Source organism: Parundibacterium terreum, from assembly GCF_014636315.1.
Taxonomy (GTDB): domain Bacteria; phylum Pseudomonadota; class Gammaproteobacteria; order Burkholderiales; family Burkholderiaceae_D; genus Undibacterium; species Undibacterium terreum.
Genome location: NZ_BMED01000001.1, coordinates 1,339,934 through 1,355,366 on the forward strand (window position 1 = coordinate 1,339,934; position 15,433 = coordinate 1,355,366).

At 57.5% G+C, this 15,433-nt stretch carries 12 protein-coding genes; 5 read left to right on the plus strand and 7 right to left on the minus strand.

The features are described from left to right. Window positions 1-111 precede the first annotated feature (111 nt). Both IEW12_RS06270 and IEW12_RS06275 read right to left on the minus strand, forming a co-directional pair. Complete coding sequence (locus tag IEW12_RS06270) at window positions 112-4,935, minus strand: NAD-glutamate dehydrogenase (RefSeq protein WP_188565077.1); 4,824 nt, start codon at window positions 4,933-4,935, stop codon at window positions 112-114. 277 nt (window positions 4,936-5,212) lie between these two features. Then, window positions 5,213-6,250: an MBL fold metallo-hydrolase gene (locus tag IEW12_RS06275; protein ID WP_188565078.1), complete on the minus strand. Its 1,038-nt coding sequence runs from the start codon at window positions 6,248-6,250 to the stop codon at window positions 5,213-5,215. A 149-nt stretch (window positions 6,251-6,399) separates the two neighbouring features. Here IEW12_RS06275 and IEW12_RS06280 point away from each other — a divergent pair, with 149 nt between their 5' ends. Continuing rightward, the gene (locus IEW12_RS06280) at window positions 6,400-7,293 is read left to right on the plus strand and encodes a LysR family transcriptional regulator (RefSeq protein ID WP_229750946.1); all 894 of its coding nucleotides are present in this window, start codon (window positions 6,400-6,402) and stop codon (window positions 7,291-7,293) included. Between the two features lie 64 nt (window positions 7,294-7,357). On the opposite strand, the gene IEW12_RS06285 is transcribed toward IEW12_RS06280, so the two are convergent. Further along, entirely contained in the window at window positions 7,358-8,302 is a 945-nt protein-coding gene (locus IEW12_RS06285) for a LytTR family DNA-binding domain-containing protein (RefSeq protein ID WP_188565080.1), read from the minus strand. A 187-nt stretch (window positions 8,303-8,489) separates the two neighbouring features. On the opposite strand from IEW12_RS06285, the gene IEW12_RS06290 reads away from it, so the two are divergent. Both IEW12_RS06290 and IEW12_RS06295 read left to right on the plus strand, forming a co-directional pair. Further along, window positions 8,490-9,719, plus strand: a complete 1,230-nt coding sequence (locus IEW12_RS06290; RefSeq protein WP_188565081.1) for an acyltransferase family protein — start codon at window positions 8,490-8,492, stop codon at window positions 9,717-9,719. Window positions 9,720-9,988: 269 nt separating this feature from the next. Beyond that, on the plus strand, window positions 9,989-10,738 hold the full coding sequence (locus IEW12_RS06295; protein ID WP_229750947.1) for an OprO/OprP family phosphate-selective porin: 750 nt from the start codon (window positions 9,989-9,991) through the stop codon (window positions 10,736-10,738). Here IEW12_RS06295 and IEW12_RS06300 read toward each other — a convergent pair whose 3' ends face one another. Next, the gene (locus IEW12_RS06300) at window positions 10,739-11,644 is read right to left on the minus strand and encodes a LysR family transcriptional regulator (RefSeq protein ID WP_188565082.1); all 906 of its coding nucleotides are present in this window, start codon (window positions 11,642-11,644) and stop codon (window positions 10,739-10,741) included. It abuts the gene before it with no gap. Between the two features lie 220 nt (window positions 11,645-11,864). Here IEW12_RS06300 and IEW12_RS06305 point away from each other — a divergent pair, with 220 nt between their 5' ends. Beyond that, window positions 11,865-12,614 carry an SDR family oxidoreductase gene (locus tag IEW12_RS06305; RefSeq protein WP_188565083.1) on the plus strand — a complete coding sequence of 250 codons (750 nt, stop codon included), beginning with the start codon at window positions 11,865-11,867 and terminating at the stop codon, window positions 12,612-12,614. A gap of 138 nt (window positions 12,615-12,752) precedes the next feature. Here the strand turns inward: IEW12_RS06305 and IEW12_RS06310 are convergent, their stop codons facing one another. Next, window positions 12,753-13,574, minus strand: coding sequence for a metal-dependent hydrolase (locus tag IEW12_RS06310; RefSeq protein WP_188565084.1), 822 nt, complete (start codon window positions 13,572-13,574; stop codon window positions 12,753-12,755). A 147-nt stretch (window positions 13,575-13,721) separates the two neighbouring features. On the opposite strand from IEW12_RS06310, the gene IEW12_RS06315 reads away from it, so the two are divergent. Then, window positions 13,722-14,300, plus strand: a complete 579-nt coding sequence (locus IEW12_RS06315) for a TetR/AcrR family transcriptional regulator (RefSeq protein ID WP_229750948.1) — start codon at window positions 13,722-13,724, stop codon at window positions 14,298-14,300. A 32-nt stretch (window positions 14,301-14,332) separates the two neighbouring features. On the opposite strand, the gene IEW12_RS06320 is transcribed toward IEW12_RS06315, so the two are convergent. Both IEW12_RS06320 and IEW12_RS06325 read right to left on the minus strand, forming a co-directional pair. Beyond that, window positions 14,333-14,749 (minus strand): hypothetical protein, encoded by a 417-nt coding sequence (locus IEW12_RS06320; RefSeq protein WP_188565086.1) that lies wholly within the window; start codon window positions 14,747-14,749, stop codon window positions 14,333-14,335. A 54-nt stretch (window positions 14,750-14,803) separates the two neighbouring features. Beyond that, window positions 14,804-15,409: a DUF4865 family protein gene (locus tag IEW12_RS06325; protein ID WP_188565087.1), complete on the minus strand. Its 606-nt coding sequence runs from the start codon at window positions 15,407-15,409 to the stop codon at window positions 14,804-14,806. Window positions 15,410-15,433: the final 24 nt, after the last annotated feature.

Below are 15,433 nucleotides of genomic sequence, written 5' to 3' on the forward strand. Positions count from 1 at the left end.
CAAGAATTTGTAGTGAGAAACACTCCAACATAGATCAAATTGCACGACACAATGTCGTAAAAATTGGGCGGATGAAACCCGCCCAACTTAACGTTCTTCGCATGGCACTCCTTACGCCAGCATCCTCAATTCCCGCAGCAACACCGACAGCATCGCCAGATCCGATTCGCGCGCAGCCTTTACGTCTGCCATTACTTCATTCACGCGTACCAGCGCCTTGCCGCTGTGTTCTTCCCAGGCTTGCAGCAGAACTTGCGGATCAGTGACGTCCGGCGAGTGGGACAGGATGCCGGCGGCCATCTGGCGTTGCAGGCTGGCGAGGTCGTCGCGCATTGCTGCCCTTGCCATGGTTTGCCAGTGGGTGTCGGATGGCAGGTTGCCGATTTGCGAAGCTACCCAGCGCAGGCCCAGCTTGCCGCCGAGCTTGAAGTAAACCGCTGCGGTGAGATTGACCGGGCGGCCCAGCTCTTGCGAGATTTCCACAATGTCCAGCAACGCATACATGGTGTCGATACGGCCTATCGCTTGCGCCAGCTCCAGCGGCACGCCCTGTTCGGTCAATGCGTTTTGCGCAACCAGGCAGGCGTTGATGTCTTCTTCCGCCAGCAGGCCGGTGCCGCCGGCGATCAGTGCTGCGCCTGGGGAGAAGAATTCCAGCACCTTCGTGATCGGCATTTTCACCGAGCGGCGACGCAGGAACCACAGCGTGGCACGCAGGATCAGGCGTTCAGCATCCAGCAGCATTTCTGATTGCGTCAGCGCGGGCACCTTGCCGTCCAGCGCTTCTATTTCTTTCCATAGCTTGCTGATGCCGAACACTTCGCGCGCCAGGATGAAGCAGCGCACGACTTCCGGTGCGGTGGCGCCGGTTTCTTCGCGCATGCGGTGGACGAAGACGCTGCCGGTGCTGTTGATGGTGTCATTAGAAACGACAGTGGCAATGATTTCGCGTTTCAGCGCATGGCGCGGCATGATCTCGGCAAAGCGGTCTTGCATTGCCTGCGGGAAGTAGCTGACCAATACCTGCGCGACATATTCATCATCGATCAGGTCGGATTTGATCAACTCATCAAACAGCTCCATCTTGCTGTAGGCCAGCAAGACTGCGCGCTCAGGCGAAGTCAGGCCCAGCTTGGCGGCCTTGCGTTCGCTGATTTTTTCTTCTGAAGGCAGGTATTCCACTGCACGGTCCAGGCGGCCGGCTTTTTCCAGGTGGCGGATAAAGCGCGCCTGGTCGTCCAGCAGCTTGCCGCCGCGCACGCCGGATACGGCCAGCGACTGGGTCTGGTAGTAGTTATCCTTCAGCACCAACAGGCCGACTTCATCGGTCATGCTGGCCAAGAAGTCATTGCGCTCGCTTTCCGGCAAGGCGCCGGAATCGATAACCGCACTCATCAGGATCTTGATATTGACTTCATGATCGGAGCAATCCACGCCGGCGGAATTGTCGATCGCATCGGTATTGATGCGGCCGCCGTGCATCGCGTATTCCACGCGGCCCAGTTGCGTGCAGCCGAGGTTGCCGCCTTCGGCCACGACCTTGCAGCGCAGCTCATTGCCGTTGACGCGCAAGGCGTCGGTGGCGCGGTCGCCCACGCTATCGTGGCTCTGGTAGCTGGCCTTCACATAGGTTCCGATGCCGCCGTTATACAGCAGATCTACCGGCGCTTTCAGGATCGCACGCATCAGCTCTACCGGCGTCATGCTCTGCGCATTGATGTCCAGTGCGGCCTGGATTTCCGGCGACAGCGGGATGCTCTTGGCGCCGCGCGAGAACACGCCGCCGCCCGCGGAGATCAACGACTTGTCGTAATCTTCCCACGACGAGCGTGGCAGGTTGAACAGACGCTGGCGCTCGGCAAAGGTGCTGGCGGCATCCGGTGTCGGGTCCAGGAAAATGTGGCGGTGATCAAATGCGGCGATCAGGCGTATGTGCTGCGACAGCAGCATGCCGTTGCCGAACACGTCGCCGGACATATCGCCCACCCCTGCTACGGTGAAGTCGGTGCTTTGCGTATCGACGCCGAAATCGCGGAAGTGGCGCTTGACGCTCTCCCACGCACCGCGCGCGGTGATGCCCATTTTTTTATGGTCGTAGCCAACCGAGCCGCCGGAGGCAAAGGCATCGCCCAGCCAGAAATTGTATTCGGCGCTGATGGCGTTGGCATAGTCGGAGAAAGTGGCGGTGCCTTTATCGGCAGCGACTACCAGGTAAGGATCGTCGGCATCATGCCTGACCACGCCTTCCGGATGCACGACCTTGCCCTTGATCAGGTTATCGGTCAGGTCCAGCAGACCGCGCAGGAAAGTCTGGTAGCAAGCCACGCCCTCTTTCAGATAGGCCTCGCGGTCGGAAGCCGGCGGCGCGGCTTTCAGAACAAAGCCGCCTTTGGAGCCGACCGGCACGATCACCGCGTTCTTGACCATCTGCGCCTTTACCAGGCCCAGCACTTCGGTACGGAAATCTTCCGGCCTGTCGGACCAGCGCAAGCCACCGCGGGCGACCTTGCCCCCACGCAAATGGATGCCTTCCACCCTTGGCGAGTAGACAAAGATTTCGAACATCGGCCGTGGCTGCGGCAGTTCCGGGATCTTGCTGGAATCGAACTTGATCGACAGATAAGGCTTGCGCTTGTCGCCCTCGCCTATCTGGTAGTAGTTGGTACGCAGCGAGGCCTGCAGCACAGCCAGGAAGCGGCGCAGGATGAAGTCTTCATCGGCAATCGCAACCTTGTCCAGTTGCCCCTCAATCGCGGCAGCGGCCATCGTAATGGATTTGTCGCGTCCCTCGGAATGGGCAGGCACAAAACGCGCATGGAACAGGCGCACCAGCGCCTGCGTAATGCCGGCATGCTTGGCCAGCGTCTGTTCTATATAGCTCTGGCTATAGGTGAAGCCGGCCTGCTTCAGGTACTTGGCGTAGGCGCGCAGCATGACAATCTCGTCGCTGGACAATGCCGCCGCCAGCGTCAGGCGATTGAAGCCGTCGTTCTCTACCTGCTTGCCCCAGATACGGGCAAAGGCTTCTTCAAACTTGGGTTTGACTTGATCGAACGGCAAATCGCCAAAGGAGTGGCTGAGACCGAAGTCATGGATATGGATCGCCGGCAGGTCGACCCGCTCTATCATGTATGAGCGCTCGCTCTCTACGCGCACACCCATATTTTCCAGCATAGGCAGGCTAACGGACAGCGGGACCGCCTGCCCCAGGCTGTACACACGGAAACGCAAAGTGCTAAGCGCATCGGATTGCGCATCGGCCGGTGCCGGCCGGTACAGCGACATCGCTATTGGCGCAGTAGAACTGAGGTTGCGGCTGGCCAGGAAATCGTCCACTGCCTGATCTACCGATACGTCCTCGCGGTAGGCGGCCGGGAAAGACAAGGCAAATTCGCGGCGGGCCTGGTTTGCGGCTTCATCGCCCTTGGTCTTGGCCAAGTGCTCGAACACGCCCTCTTCCCAGCGGCGTACTGCCGCTGCGAGTTCCGACTCCAGTGCTTTCACGTCCACCGGTTGTGTCGGGCCTGGGGCGGTGCGTATCAGCATGTGCACGCGTGCCAATGCGGATTCCGACAACTGCAGGTTGAACTCCACGCTGATGCCGTTAAAGGCACGTTTCAAGATCTCCTGCATGCGGATGCGCACTTCGGTGTTGTAGCTTTCACGCGGCAGATAGATCAGACAGGAATAGAAACGCGCATAGTCGTCGCGGCGCACGAACAGGCGGGTACGGCTGCGCTCCCCCAGATGCAGGATGCCCATCACCGTGTTGTATAGCTCGTCCTCGCCGATCTGGAACAGTTCGTCGCGCGGCAGGCTCTCAAAGATGGACAGCAGGGTCTTGCCTGCATGGCTGTGCTCAGGGAAGCCGGCGCGCTGCATTACGCGTGACAGCTTGTTGCGCAGCAGCGGGATTTCGCGCGGGTAGGCGTGGTAGGCGCTGGACGTATACAGGCCGACGAAGCGGCGCGCGCCTATGACTTTTCCGTCCGCATCGAAGCGTTTAACGCCGACATAATCCAGATAGCCTGCGCGGTGCACGGTGGCGCGGGAATTGGCCTTGGTCAGCACCAGAATCTGCGGCTTGCGCGCCAAAGCGCGCACCTCTGGCGAAGATTGCACAAAGCTTTCCGAGATACCGCCTGCTTTTGGCTCGCGCAGTATACCAAGACCGGAATTGGCGACGATGTGCATCACATCCTGGCCATTTTCTTCTTTCAGCTCGTATTCGCGGTAGCCAATGAAGGTGAAGTGGTTGTCCGCCATCCATTGCAGAAAGGCGCGTGCTTCATCCAGCTCTTCCAGCGAAACCACCTTGGCGGCACCACCCAGGCTGGACAGAATTTCCGGCACTTTTTGCGTCATTGCCGGCCAGTCTTCCACCGAGGCGCGCACGTCGGACAATATTTTCAGCAAACCCTCTTCCAGTTCGGCTAGGCGCTTGGGGTCGGTGATCTTGTCCAGTTCTATATGGATCCAGGATTCCTGCTTTTTGCCGCCCTGTGCGGGCGACAGCGAAGAGCACACGCCTTTTGCATCACGTTCGGCAGCAAACAAGGGGTGCACGATAAATTGCACGGCGCCGCCCTGGCGATTGATTTCCATAGAGATGGAATCGACCAGGAAAGGCATGTCGTCATTGATGAATTCCACCACGGTACGGGCGGCATCCCAGCCATTGTCGCTGAGCTTGGGATTGAAGATGCGCATTTTAGGGGCGCCGCTGGCGAATTCGCGGCCAAACTGATAGTGGGACAGCGCGATCGCGGCCCAGGTCTTTGCATCGCGGGTCAGGAAATCTTCCTCGTCGATGTCGCCATAATATTGGGTGATGAATTGTTTTGCCTGATCTTGCTCTGCGGCAGCAACTGACTGAGCCATCAGTTGTTGAATCTGTGCGACGAACGCCGCCTTGCCTTGTTCTGGAACTGACATAAAAACTCCTGAGTTTCTTGTTGTGCGGACAGTATAGCTCTGCTTGCCAGTCGGCGCGCAAGTTTGCAGCGTGCAATAGCATGGGTGCCAGTGTGGACAATATGGGCGCTAATTTATCAGGTAGTTACTCTGTTTTTTCCAAATTTTATGCGGCTAACGGAAAGGTAAAACAGAATGCCTGGGCCTGCTTGTGTCGCTCACAAGCAGGCCCAGGCATCCTCAGACCTATCAGGTCAAATCTCTAAATCTGTATCAAGAAACTTGATTACTCCTGTATTTATTCCTGTACAGCCTGCTTCAGGCCCGCCACGCTGTAGTTGGCCGGTATCCACGCAAAGCTCTTGCCGTCCGAGTTGCGGGCGATGTGGCCTATGCCGGGGAAAGAAATATGCGCCGCTGCGATCAGATACCCCTGTTTTTCGGCATCGGCAAAGGCTTTCTTGCGCTGGCTGGCTGCGGCATTGGCATCCACGTCAAAATGGATGGTCACTCCGGGCGCCTCGAACTGCACATCCTTGGCATGGATGACGTCGCCCCAGGCCACCATTTTTTGTCCCTTGCTCTGGAACACATAAAAACTGTGTCCTGGCGTATGGCCGGCCATCTCCATCGTGCTTACACCGGGAAAGAGCTCGGTATTGCCGTTAAAGGGCCTTAACTTTCCATTTTCCACATAGGGCGCGAAAGCGGCGGCAGCTTGCGCAAAACCATGCTTCTGGTCATCGGCGGCCTTGCTTTCATTAGAAGCATTCAGCCAGAAATCAGCATCGTGCTTGTCTACATAGACCAGCGCTTTCGGAAAGACGGCCTTGCCCTTCACCGTCAGCCCGCCGGAATGGTCTGCGTGGATATGCGTCAGCAATACCGCATCAATATCCTCAGGCTGATAACCGGCGGCTTTCAGGCTGGCGACCAGACGGCCACCCTGCGCAGGACCAAATAGCTCGCCGGCACCGGTATCCACCAGCAACAATTGCGAACCTGTATTGACCAGGAAGGCATTGATGGAGGTTTCCACATGCTGCGGGTCCAGATGCGCTTTGCCCAGCAGTTTGCTGACTTGCGCAGGGGTGGTATTGGTCAGCAATTGGTCCAGCGGGATGGTGGCGGTGCCGTCGGACAAGACGGTAATTTCAAAATCCCCCAGCATGGTGCGGTAAAAACCCGGTGCCTGGGTTTTTACCTGCGGCGCGGCGGCTTGGGCCTGGCTGATGGGGAGCATGGTGCCGGCAATTGATGCGAAAGCAAACGCCCCCAGGATCGCGGTGCGTGTGATTGTTTTACGAAATGCGTTGTTATTCAATGAGATCGTCATGATTTTTCCTTGGAAAGTTAAGCCTCTGATGGCTCGCCGTTTTTGCTAAACTGCTTGCCTCAGGCCTGGTGGCGATGATCTAATGAAAGCACTTATCAATCAAATCGATTATTAAAATAGTGACTATCAAGGAAAACGATTTCAAAAAGGTGGACCTAAACCTGATGGTGACGCTGCTGGTGCTGCTGCGGGAGCGCAGCGTGTCGCGCGCGGCGGAGCGGCTGCATCTGGGGCAGCCAGCCATCAGCGCGGCGCTGGCGCGGCTGAGGGAATTGTTTGGCGATGAGTTGCTGGTGCGGGCCGGGCGCGACATGCTACCTACGGTCAAGGCGCTGGAACTGGAGGCCGCGCTCACCCCCGCCTTGCAGCACATACAGTCCACCCTGTTTGCGCCCGCCGTATTTGACCCGGCTACAGCCGAGCGTACCTTCACGCTGGGCATGACGGACTGGGTGGAAGTCTGGCTGATGCCAAGGCTCTTTGCCAGACTGCAGCAGTTGGCGCCGGGCGTACATATCGCGGTGCGTCCCAGCGATCCGTTTCAGGGTACGGCAATGCTGGAAAAGGACGAAATGGACCTCGGTGTATCCCGCTTTGTCGATGGCCCGGCATGGCAAAAAAAGCAGATTCTGAGAACCATAGGCTATAGCTGCATCTACGACCGCAAACTGGTTCCGACCAAGAACGCCATCAGCCTGCAGCAATATATTGCACACGCCCATTTGCTGGTGACTTATCGTTCCGCGCTGCAGGGGATCGCAGACCATGCGCTGACTGAGCTGGGCTTGAAGAGAAATATCCGCTATACGACGACGCGCTTTTCCACCATGCCTGGCATCTTGCAGCAGTCGCCAGCGATAGCCACAGTGCCGGAAGTTCTGGCCAGGTATTGGCACAAGCAGTTGGGCTTGCATATCAGCCCGGTGCCGGTTGAATTACCTCAATTTACGGTAGAGATGATTTGGCATGCAAAGCGTGATGCGGACCCGGCGCTGACGTGGTTGCGGGGGCTGATACAGGAACTGGTCGCCAGCGACGCCTAATTACCTGTAGTTGCATCAACAAATAGCCGTTGAACAAGTACGAGGAAAAACCCGCCAAAACTGCCTAAGCCACCGATAACTTACGCAAATTTTCGCGAAAGCGACGGCTGATCGGCACCTGGCTGCCATCGCGCATGGTGGCGCGGGCATCACCAGAATCCAGCGGCACAATCTCGGTCACGTAATCCAGGTTGACGATATAGCTGCGGTGCACACGCACAAAGCGGCTGGCGTCCAGCCGGCTTTCCACCGCCGCCATCGTGGAGCGCAGCGGATAATCATGCGCCCTCACCCGCAGGTTCACGTAATTGCCCCAGGCTTGCAACCACTCAACCTCGGCAGCCGGCAACAGGAATTCCTTGCCGAGCTTACGCACCAGGAAGCGTTCCGGGCGGTCTATCGATTCCACCGGCGGGCCGGATTCCGGCGCTTCCAGCAGGCGGGCCTCCCCCTGCAGGCGCAGCAAGAACAGGCGGTACAGTGCCACGCCTGTCAGGATGGATGCGTAGCCGCGCACGTCTTTCAGGTATTCATAGCCGGTTTCGCGCAGCCAGTTGCCAAAGTCGTAGGTGCTGCCCATCAACAGGTAAACCAGCTTGCGGATGATGACCATTGCCGCCACGTGCACCAGGCAAAATACGATGCTGCCCAACACATGCATAGGCCAGTTCTTGCGCCAGGTGGCCAGTTGCAGCGGATAACGGCGTTCAAACGCCAGCACCGCGGGAACCAGCGCCAAAATAACCAGGTTGCTGCTGAATTCCCAGCTTACAGGCTCCCATAGTGCAAACCCCAGCCCGGCGCGCTGCATGTCCAGCCAAGCCACCACGCTGTTTGCCGTTGCCTGGAAACATAAGAGTGCGATCCAGAAACCTGGCTCGACAATATGCCGCCATGGCTGGTAACGGGCCAGCAAATCATGTCCGACTGCCCCCGGGTGCAATTGGGTGCCGGCCGGCTCGTTGCTCTGGTCTGAGGAATCGATGGAAGTGGAGTGGTCTGGATTCATGACAAGATTTTAAGCTTCTATTGCCCTCCGCTGGCACCCAGCGTTGGAATTTCGTCAGGATTTCGTCCAAATTTCATCCCCGCCTGCCACCGCTCGCCCCTTTTTACCCCCATATCGTCACATTTCACTGTGCCGTGCCGGCAAAGGCCGTAGATTCCGGGTGTCACCCACCCCGGAGAATTACATCATGCCTGGCTTTAACCCACCCCAACGCCGTCACGATATCGATGCGCTGCGCGCACTGGCCTTCGGCCTGCTGATTCTGTATCACCTGTCCATGGTCTATGTGCAAGACTGGGGTTTTCATATCAAGAGCAGTTATCTGGCCGAATGGCTGCAATGGCCCATGCTGTTAGTCAATCGCTGGCGCATGGACCTGATCTTTTTGATCTCCGGCATGTCCACCACGATGCTGCTGCAAAAACTGCAGGCTAGACAAGCGCTTGGCATGGACAGCCGTTTTTTCCGGCAAAGAAGCGTCCGCCTGATACTGCCATTGCTGTTCGGCATGGCCGTAGTGGTGCCGGTGCAGCCGTATTGCCAGGGCGTGATGAATGGCCTGGTGGAGCCGGGTTTCTGGCAATTCATCGTGCATTATTACAGCGGCTACCATTGGCCGGCCAAGGCTTTTGACGGCTGGGAGCATGGTTTCACCTGGAATCACCTGTGGTATCTGGTCTATCTGTGGCTGTATACCAGTGTATTGCTGCTGGGCAGGCAAGCCGCCCGCATTCCCGCTCTGGGTGCCATTGCCGTCCGCTGCCGCCAGGCTTTCCTGGGCTTGCGCGGCTGGAGGCTGATTATGGTGCCGGCTACCCTTATCTTTATATGGGTAGCCGCGCTGCAAATGCGCTTTCCGGAAAATCATGCGCTCACGCATGACTGGTATGCGCATGCAATCTATTTCACGATGTTTATCTTCGGCTGGTGGCTGGGTAGCGACACGGCAATCTGGACCGAGCTGGCAAGATTGCGTAAACCGGCCCTGGTCTCGGCACTGATTTTGTTTGCCGCCTACAAAGCGGGCGGTGAGCTGCTGGTGGAATACCCGCCCATCTGGCAGCTGTGGGCAATCTGGGGCATACGCGCGCTATTTACATGGAGCATGCTATGCGCGGTGCTGGGCTGGGGCCATGCCTTGCTTAACCGCCCGTTCCGCTGGCTGCCATGGGCCAACCAAGCAGTCTATCCGTGGTACATCCTGCACCAAAGCCTGATCATCCTGCTGGCCTATTGGCTGATACCGCTGAAACTGGGCGGCGCGCTGGAAGCTTTACTGGTCGGCGCGGGCACCGTGCTGGGCTGCTGGGCCATCAGCTCCGGCCTGGTGGCGCGGGTAGGCTTCTTGCGTGCATGTTTTGGCATGAAGCCGCAGGAAAAAATCAGGGCCACGCACCTGAGCGAACTGAAAATCTGATTGCAGTCGGCATTCTGGAAGAACGCTGCAAAAGCGCATCGTAGGAAAATGCCGACGCAAAAATGGGAAGCCTCCCATTTTTGCGATATGCAAGCCTTGTTATTCTTTCCATCAATCCCGTTACAGGACACTCCCGGTGAATGTCCTGCGCGGCAACCAACCAAATGGAGAATGACATGCCTGCTGCCACACTTTTTTTACGTCACCGCCGAATACGAATAACAGGTTCTCAAGCAGGTTCTCATGCAGCCGCCTTCGCAGCACTCGCAGTGGCATGCTCGGCAAGCTGGGCCGATCCTTCACCGGCGCTGGACCGTTTCAGCCTGTCTGCCGGCGGCTTTTATGCAGATCCGCGCATACAACTGGATGCCGACACTTCTTCCGGCCGCCTGACAACGCCGGAACACAATGGCGACAAAACCACGGTCCCACGCCTGCGCGGAGAAATGCTGATCGGTGACCACAATGGCATCTCGGCCGACTATTACCGCTACGATAAAGCCTATGGCACCAGCCTGTCCGGCGCGACTGTCATCAACGGCCAGCCAGTGAGCGGCAACGCTTCATTGAACGCCGACATGCGGCTGGAAGTGGGACAATTGGCTTACCGCTGGTGGTTTGGTTCCGGCAATGATGTGCTGGGCCTGGGCCTGGGCGCCGCCTACTATCGCGCCAAACTGAGCGGCACCGCCACCGGCACGGTCGGCGGCGCAACAGCCACCGGCAGCGATGCGGTCAGCGCAGATGCCGTAGCACCGCTGCTGGAACTGGCCTGGCGCCATGCGTTTACTCCGGACTTCCGGCTCTACACCGAAGCCTCGGGCGTGAAGAAAAGCGGCGGCAATATCAACGGCCATATCTATGGCGGCACCATAGGCCTGGAATGGTTTCCGGCCAAGGCAATCGGCGTGGGTGTGGATTACGGCATCACCAAGATCAGACTCAATCGCGACAACGATAGCGCCAACCTGAATGTGCGCCTGACCGGACCTTCGGCGTATATGAAAGTGCGTTTTTAGTCACTCGGCTAGCTGCGCACTAAAGCGTTCTGCAATCCAGTCTATGAACACGCGCAGCCGGTTGCTCAGATGGCGGTTGGGTGGATACACCACATAAAAAGGGTAAGGGGCCGGCTGCCAGTCCTGCAGGATGGGCAGCAGTTCGCCGCTGGCGAGCTGCGCCCGCGCCATATAGCTGAAAGTCTGTACGATGCCCAGGCCTGCCGCAGCAGCGGCGAAGTGTGCATTGCTTTCATTGATGCCTATCGCGTGCCTGCTATCTATTTCCAGCTTTTCCGTTCCGCGTGAAAAATGCATGGACACTGCGCGGCTGGTGCGGGCAGACAGGTAATTGACCAGCACATGCCCCTGCTCCAGCTCGCCCGGATGCTGTGGCGTGCCGTGTTTTTTCAGATAGGCAGGCGTGGCGCAGGTGACCCAGGGAGCCTTGCCGATTTGCCTGGCCACCAGAGACATATCGGTTAGCACGCCGCCGCGTATCACGCAATCGACGTTGTCGCTGATCAAATCAACATGGCGGTCGCTGACGCCCAGATCCAGCTGGATATCGGGATAGCGCTGCACAAAATCCGGCAGGGCCGGAATCACGATCAGGCTGGCAACCGATGAGCCTGCATCCACCCGCAGGTGCCCGTGCGGCTTGGCCTGCGCGGTGCCGAAGCTGGAATCGATATCTCCCAGCTCCTTCAAAACGCGTGCCGTTTTTTCATAATAGGCGGCGCCGTCCGGCGTGACGGTGACCCGTCGCGTGGTTCTTTGCAGCAGCTTCACGCCCAGATGTGTTTCCAGCGACTGTATCAGCTTGGTGATCGTGGCATTGGGCATCTGCAGCGAATCGGCCGCCTTGGTAAAAGTGCCCGCTTCCACCACCCGCGCAAATGCACGGATTGCCAATAGTTGATCCATTCTTGCCCTCCATAGCCTTTGGCTGCTGCGCAACCAATAGAAGATTATTTACGTACATGAATAAAGCATTCATCTTTAGCCACTTTATTCAATAATCGACCGGCTGTAAAGTGGCTCCGTCGTCCTCACCGACAGCAGCACAGAGCAAACAACGCGATTGCGTCATATGCATAAGCCCGGTGCTGCCAAGCCAATCTTACAATTTCAAAAAGGAAATATCATGAGCAAGAAACTGGAAGCGAAAGTAGCACTGGTCACCGGCGGCACCTCCGGCATAGGCCTGGCCTCGGCGCAGGAATTTGCAGCACAGGGCGCAACGGTCTTTATCACCGGCCGTCGTCAGGCAGAACTGGATGCGGCAGTGGCATCGATAGGAAAAAATGCGGTAGGCATACGTAGCGATGTATCCAGCATGGAAGATCTGGACCGCGTTTATGCAGAGATCAAGGCCAAGGCCGGCCACCTGGACATCCTGTTCGCCAATGCCGGCGGCGGCGACATGCTACCCCTGGGCTCGATTACGGAAGAACACTTCGACCGCATCTTCAGCAATAACGTCAAGGGCACACTGTTCACCGTGCAAAAAGCCCTGCCCCTGCTGAAAGACGGTAGCTCCATCATCCTGACTTCATCGACTACCTCGTCCAAGGGCACGGAAAACTTCAGCGTGTATAGCGCCAGCAAGGCCGCAGTGCGCAACTTCGCCCGCTCCTGGCTACTGGACCTGAAGCCACGCAATATCCGCGTCAATGCGATCAGCCCCGGCCCAGTACGCACTCCCGGCCTGGGCGGCCTGGTAGCGCCGGAACATCAGGAAGGCCTGTTCGCGCATTTGTCCACGCTTGTGCCTATCGGCCGCCTGGGTGAAGCAAGCGAAATCGCTAAGGCGGTTAGCTTCCTGGCTTCCGACGACAGTAGCTTTATCAATGGGATAGAGTTGTTTGTGGATGGTGGAACTGCGCAGATCTGATTGCAGCACGGCAAAGGGAGCGATGCAATAGATAAAACCCATTGCACCCTGCGGCACAAAAAAGCCCTGCCTGGCGCAATCGCCAGGCAGGGCTTTTTATACTTATCCTGCTTTTTATCCAGCTTTCATTCACCCGTATCAGGCAGCGCCGACTTTCACATACTTTTCTGCATTGTCCGCCAGCCAGCGGTGCGATAACTCACTGTCCTGCTGATCGGGGTGAAAATCTTGCCGCAGGTAAGCGCGCCAGGGCTGGTAGGTGTTGCGTATCAGCCCTTGCTTGCCGAACAAAAACGAATAGCCGCTCTTCCAGGTGCTCCACTTCCATAATGTGCCATCCCGCCGCAAATTATTGACAGTCTGGCGCAGCACATCCGTCAGGAAAACGCCGGTGATGCGGCGGAACCATTTGATGCGCCAGACATGATCGCCGCCCAGCGCATGATACAGGTCAAAGGCGGTGCTCTTGTGCTCCACCTCTTCGGCGCAATGCCATAGCCACATGCTTTGCAAACGCCCTTCACTGCCCTCCAGCGCATGCGGGTGCTGCAGCGTCCATTCAGCAAGAATCGCGGTGAAATGTTCGGTCGCAGCCGTAATGGCCAGGCAATGGCGCGGGTCGCTGCCTTCCATCAGCTTCATGCGTTCGGTGGCGCGCGCCTGCCAGGCATTATGCAAACCCTGCCGCTCCAGATGTTCGTTGAACAAGGCATGGATACGGCGGTGGGTCGCTTCCTGGCCGATGAAGCCCTGTACCTGCTGCTGAAGTTCTGCCTGCTTGCTGGCCGGCAAAGATGCCTGTGCCCTGCGCACGGAATCAATGAAAAACTGTTCGCCGACCGGAAAACTCATCGACAACGCATTGAAGAAGGCCGAGCGGAATGCATCGCCGCCGCACCAGTGGCGGTCAAACGGCGCTTTCAGGTCTATCAACAACCTGCGGACTGTAAGAGTGCTCATGCTTGTTACCTCATCAATGCGTCAATCTGGATTTCCGTGCGCCGCGCATGCTGATCAAATCTTGCAGCGTGGTACGACTGCGTACCAATTCAAACATACTGCGCCCGATTTATGGTACTGTCAAGTACCAATGCTTCTCTTGCCACCATGAATCAAACCGAGACAGACAACGAACACCGCCACAGGCTGCTGGACGGCATGGCCAATGCAGTCGCTGCCAATGGCTACGCAAATACGACGATCGCCGATATTGTCAAACAAGCGGGCGTGTCACGCCGCACTTTCTATGAGCACTTTGCCACCAAGCAGCAGTGCTTCATCGCGCTATATGAAGCGGCCGCGCTGCATGCGCTGAAGGTCTTGCGCACGGCAATTGACCCTGCGCATGACTGGCATACGCAACTGGAGCAAGCAATGAGCGCCTATCTTGCTGCGCTGGCGCAGAACCCGGTGCTATTGCGTACTTTGTTCATTGAGATATGGGGACTGGGCGAAGAAGGCCTGGCGGTACGCCGCCGCATCAATGAGGAAATTGCCGGCTTCATGCTGAAGGTGGTCAATGCCAAAGGCCCCGGCCAACCCGGCCAGCCCCTGTCGGCGGACATTGCGATGGCGGTGGTCGGCGGCATCAATGAACTGGTGTTGCAGGCAATAGAACGCAACCGCGTCCACGCCTTGCAAGAGATCGTGACGCCGGCGCTGCAATTGATACGGGCGGTGACTTGACGCTCACCTGATACTCAGCCTGATGCCAGCACTTATTTGGAAATGGTGTGGCTGACGCTATAGCCTTGTTCCACGAAAGCAGTCAGTTTCTGCTGCAAATCTCGGCTGTGCTGCTCATCTTGGACATGGACCTGTTTCAACTTGAACAGCCATTTGTTCGACACGACAGCGCCGTCCTCGCGTATCACCGAATGCGGTGTTAGCTGCGCAGTCTTATCCATAGGCCGGATGGACATTGAGCGGTCCCACAAGCTGGCACTCAAACCTTCTTTCCGCGCAGCCTCGACGAAGCTGTTTGCCTGCGCCTCGGTGTAGATCTCTACTGAGACATCCACCTTGACCGGGTAACCCATATTGCGCGCAAAACTGCTAATGTTCTCCCCCACCGGGGCTGCAGCAACGATCGCAGAAAACAAAATTGTGCAGCAGAAAAAAGCAATTCTCAGCATGACTATTCCCTTGAGCACAATTGATGTCAGGGACTATATCAAATATTGCCTTTTTTACACAACATTTATTTCCTGGCGATCCTGGGAAACCGGCAAACCCGGCAGCGAAAGATGCCCGACTTCATAGCATTGCATGCGCTGCGGATCAAAATTCTCCGGTATTTGCAACCACAAGCGCAGCCGCACGATGGTCCATGAAGCCGGCTCGAAAGCGGTGACCGCTGTCAGCGCGCCTTGCAAGCGCATATCCTGCGCGGCATTGTCGCTCTCCGCCTGCTGCACCTGGGCCAGAGATGCAAAGGCCGATATCGCGATGATTTCGCGCGTGGCGAATTTTGCGACACGTACATCGCTGCCCCGCAAATGCTGCCATACCGACCAGGTCTTGATGGCAGGCCGGCCGAAAGCATTGGACACGGCGGCAAAGCCCGGCCCGCTCAGGAAGCGGTTCATCGCCTCGCTGTTTTCCCATACGTAAAAAGGAGCGTACAGGTTATCCAGCGTCTTTATTGCCTCTGCATTGCGGTCTGCGCTGAGATAAGCCTTCATCGCCAGTCCGGAAAAATCATCCAGCAAATGCCCGTTGCGCGCAATGCGCTGCCGGATGATGTCCATATCGTAATCGGCGGGCAGAGTAAAACTGTATTGCATGGCGATCATGTGTTCGCTCCCTGAGTACACTGC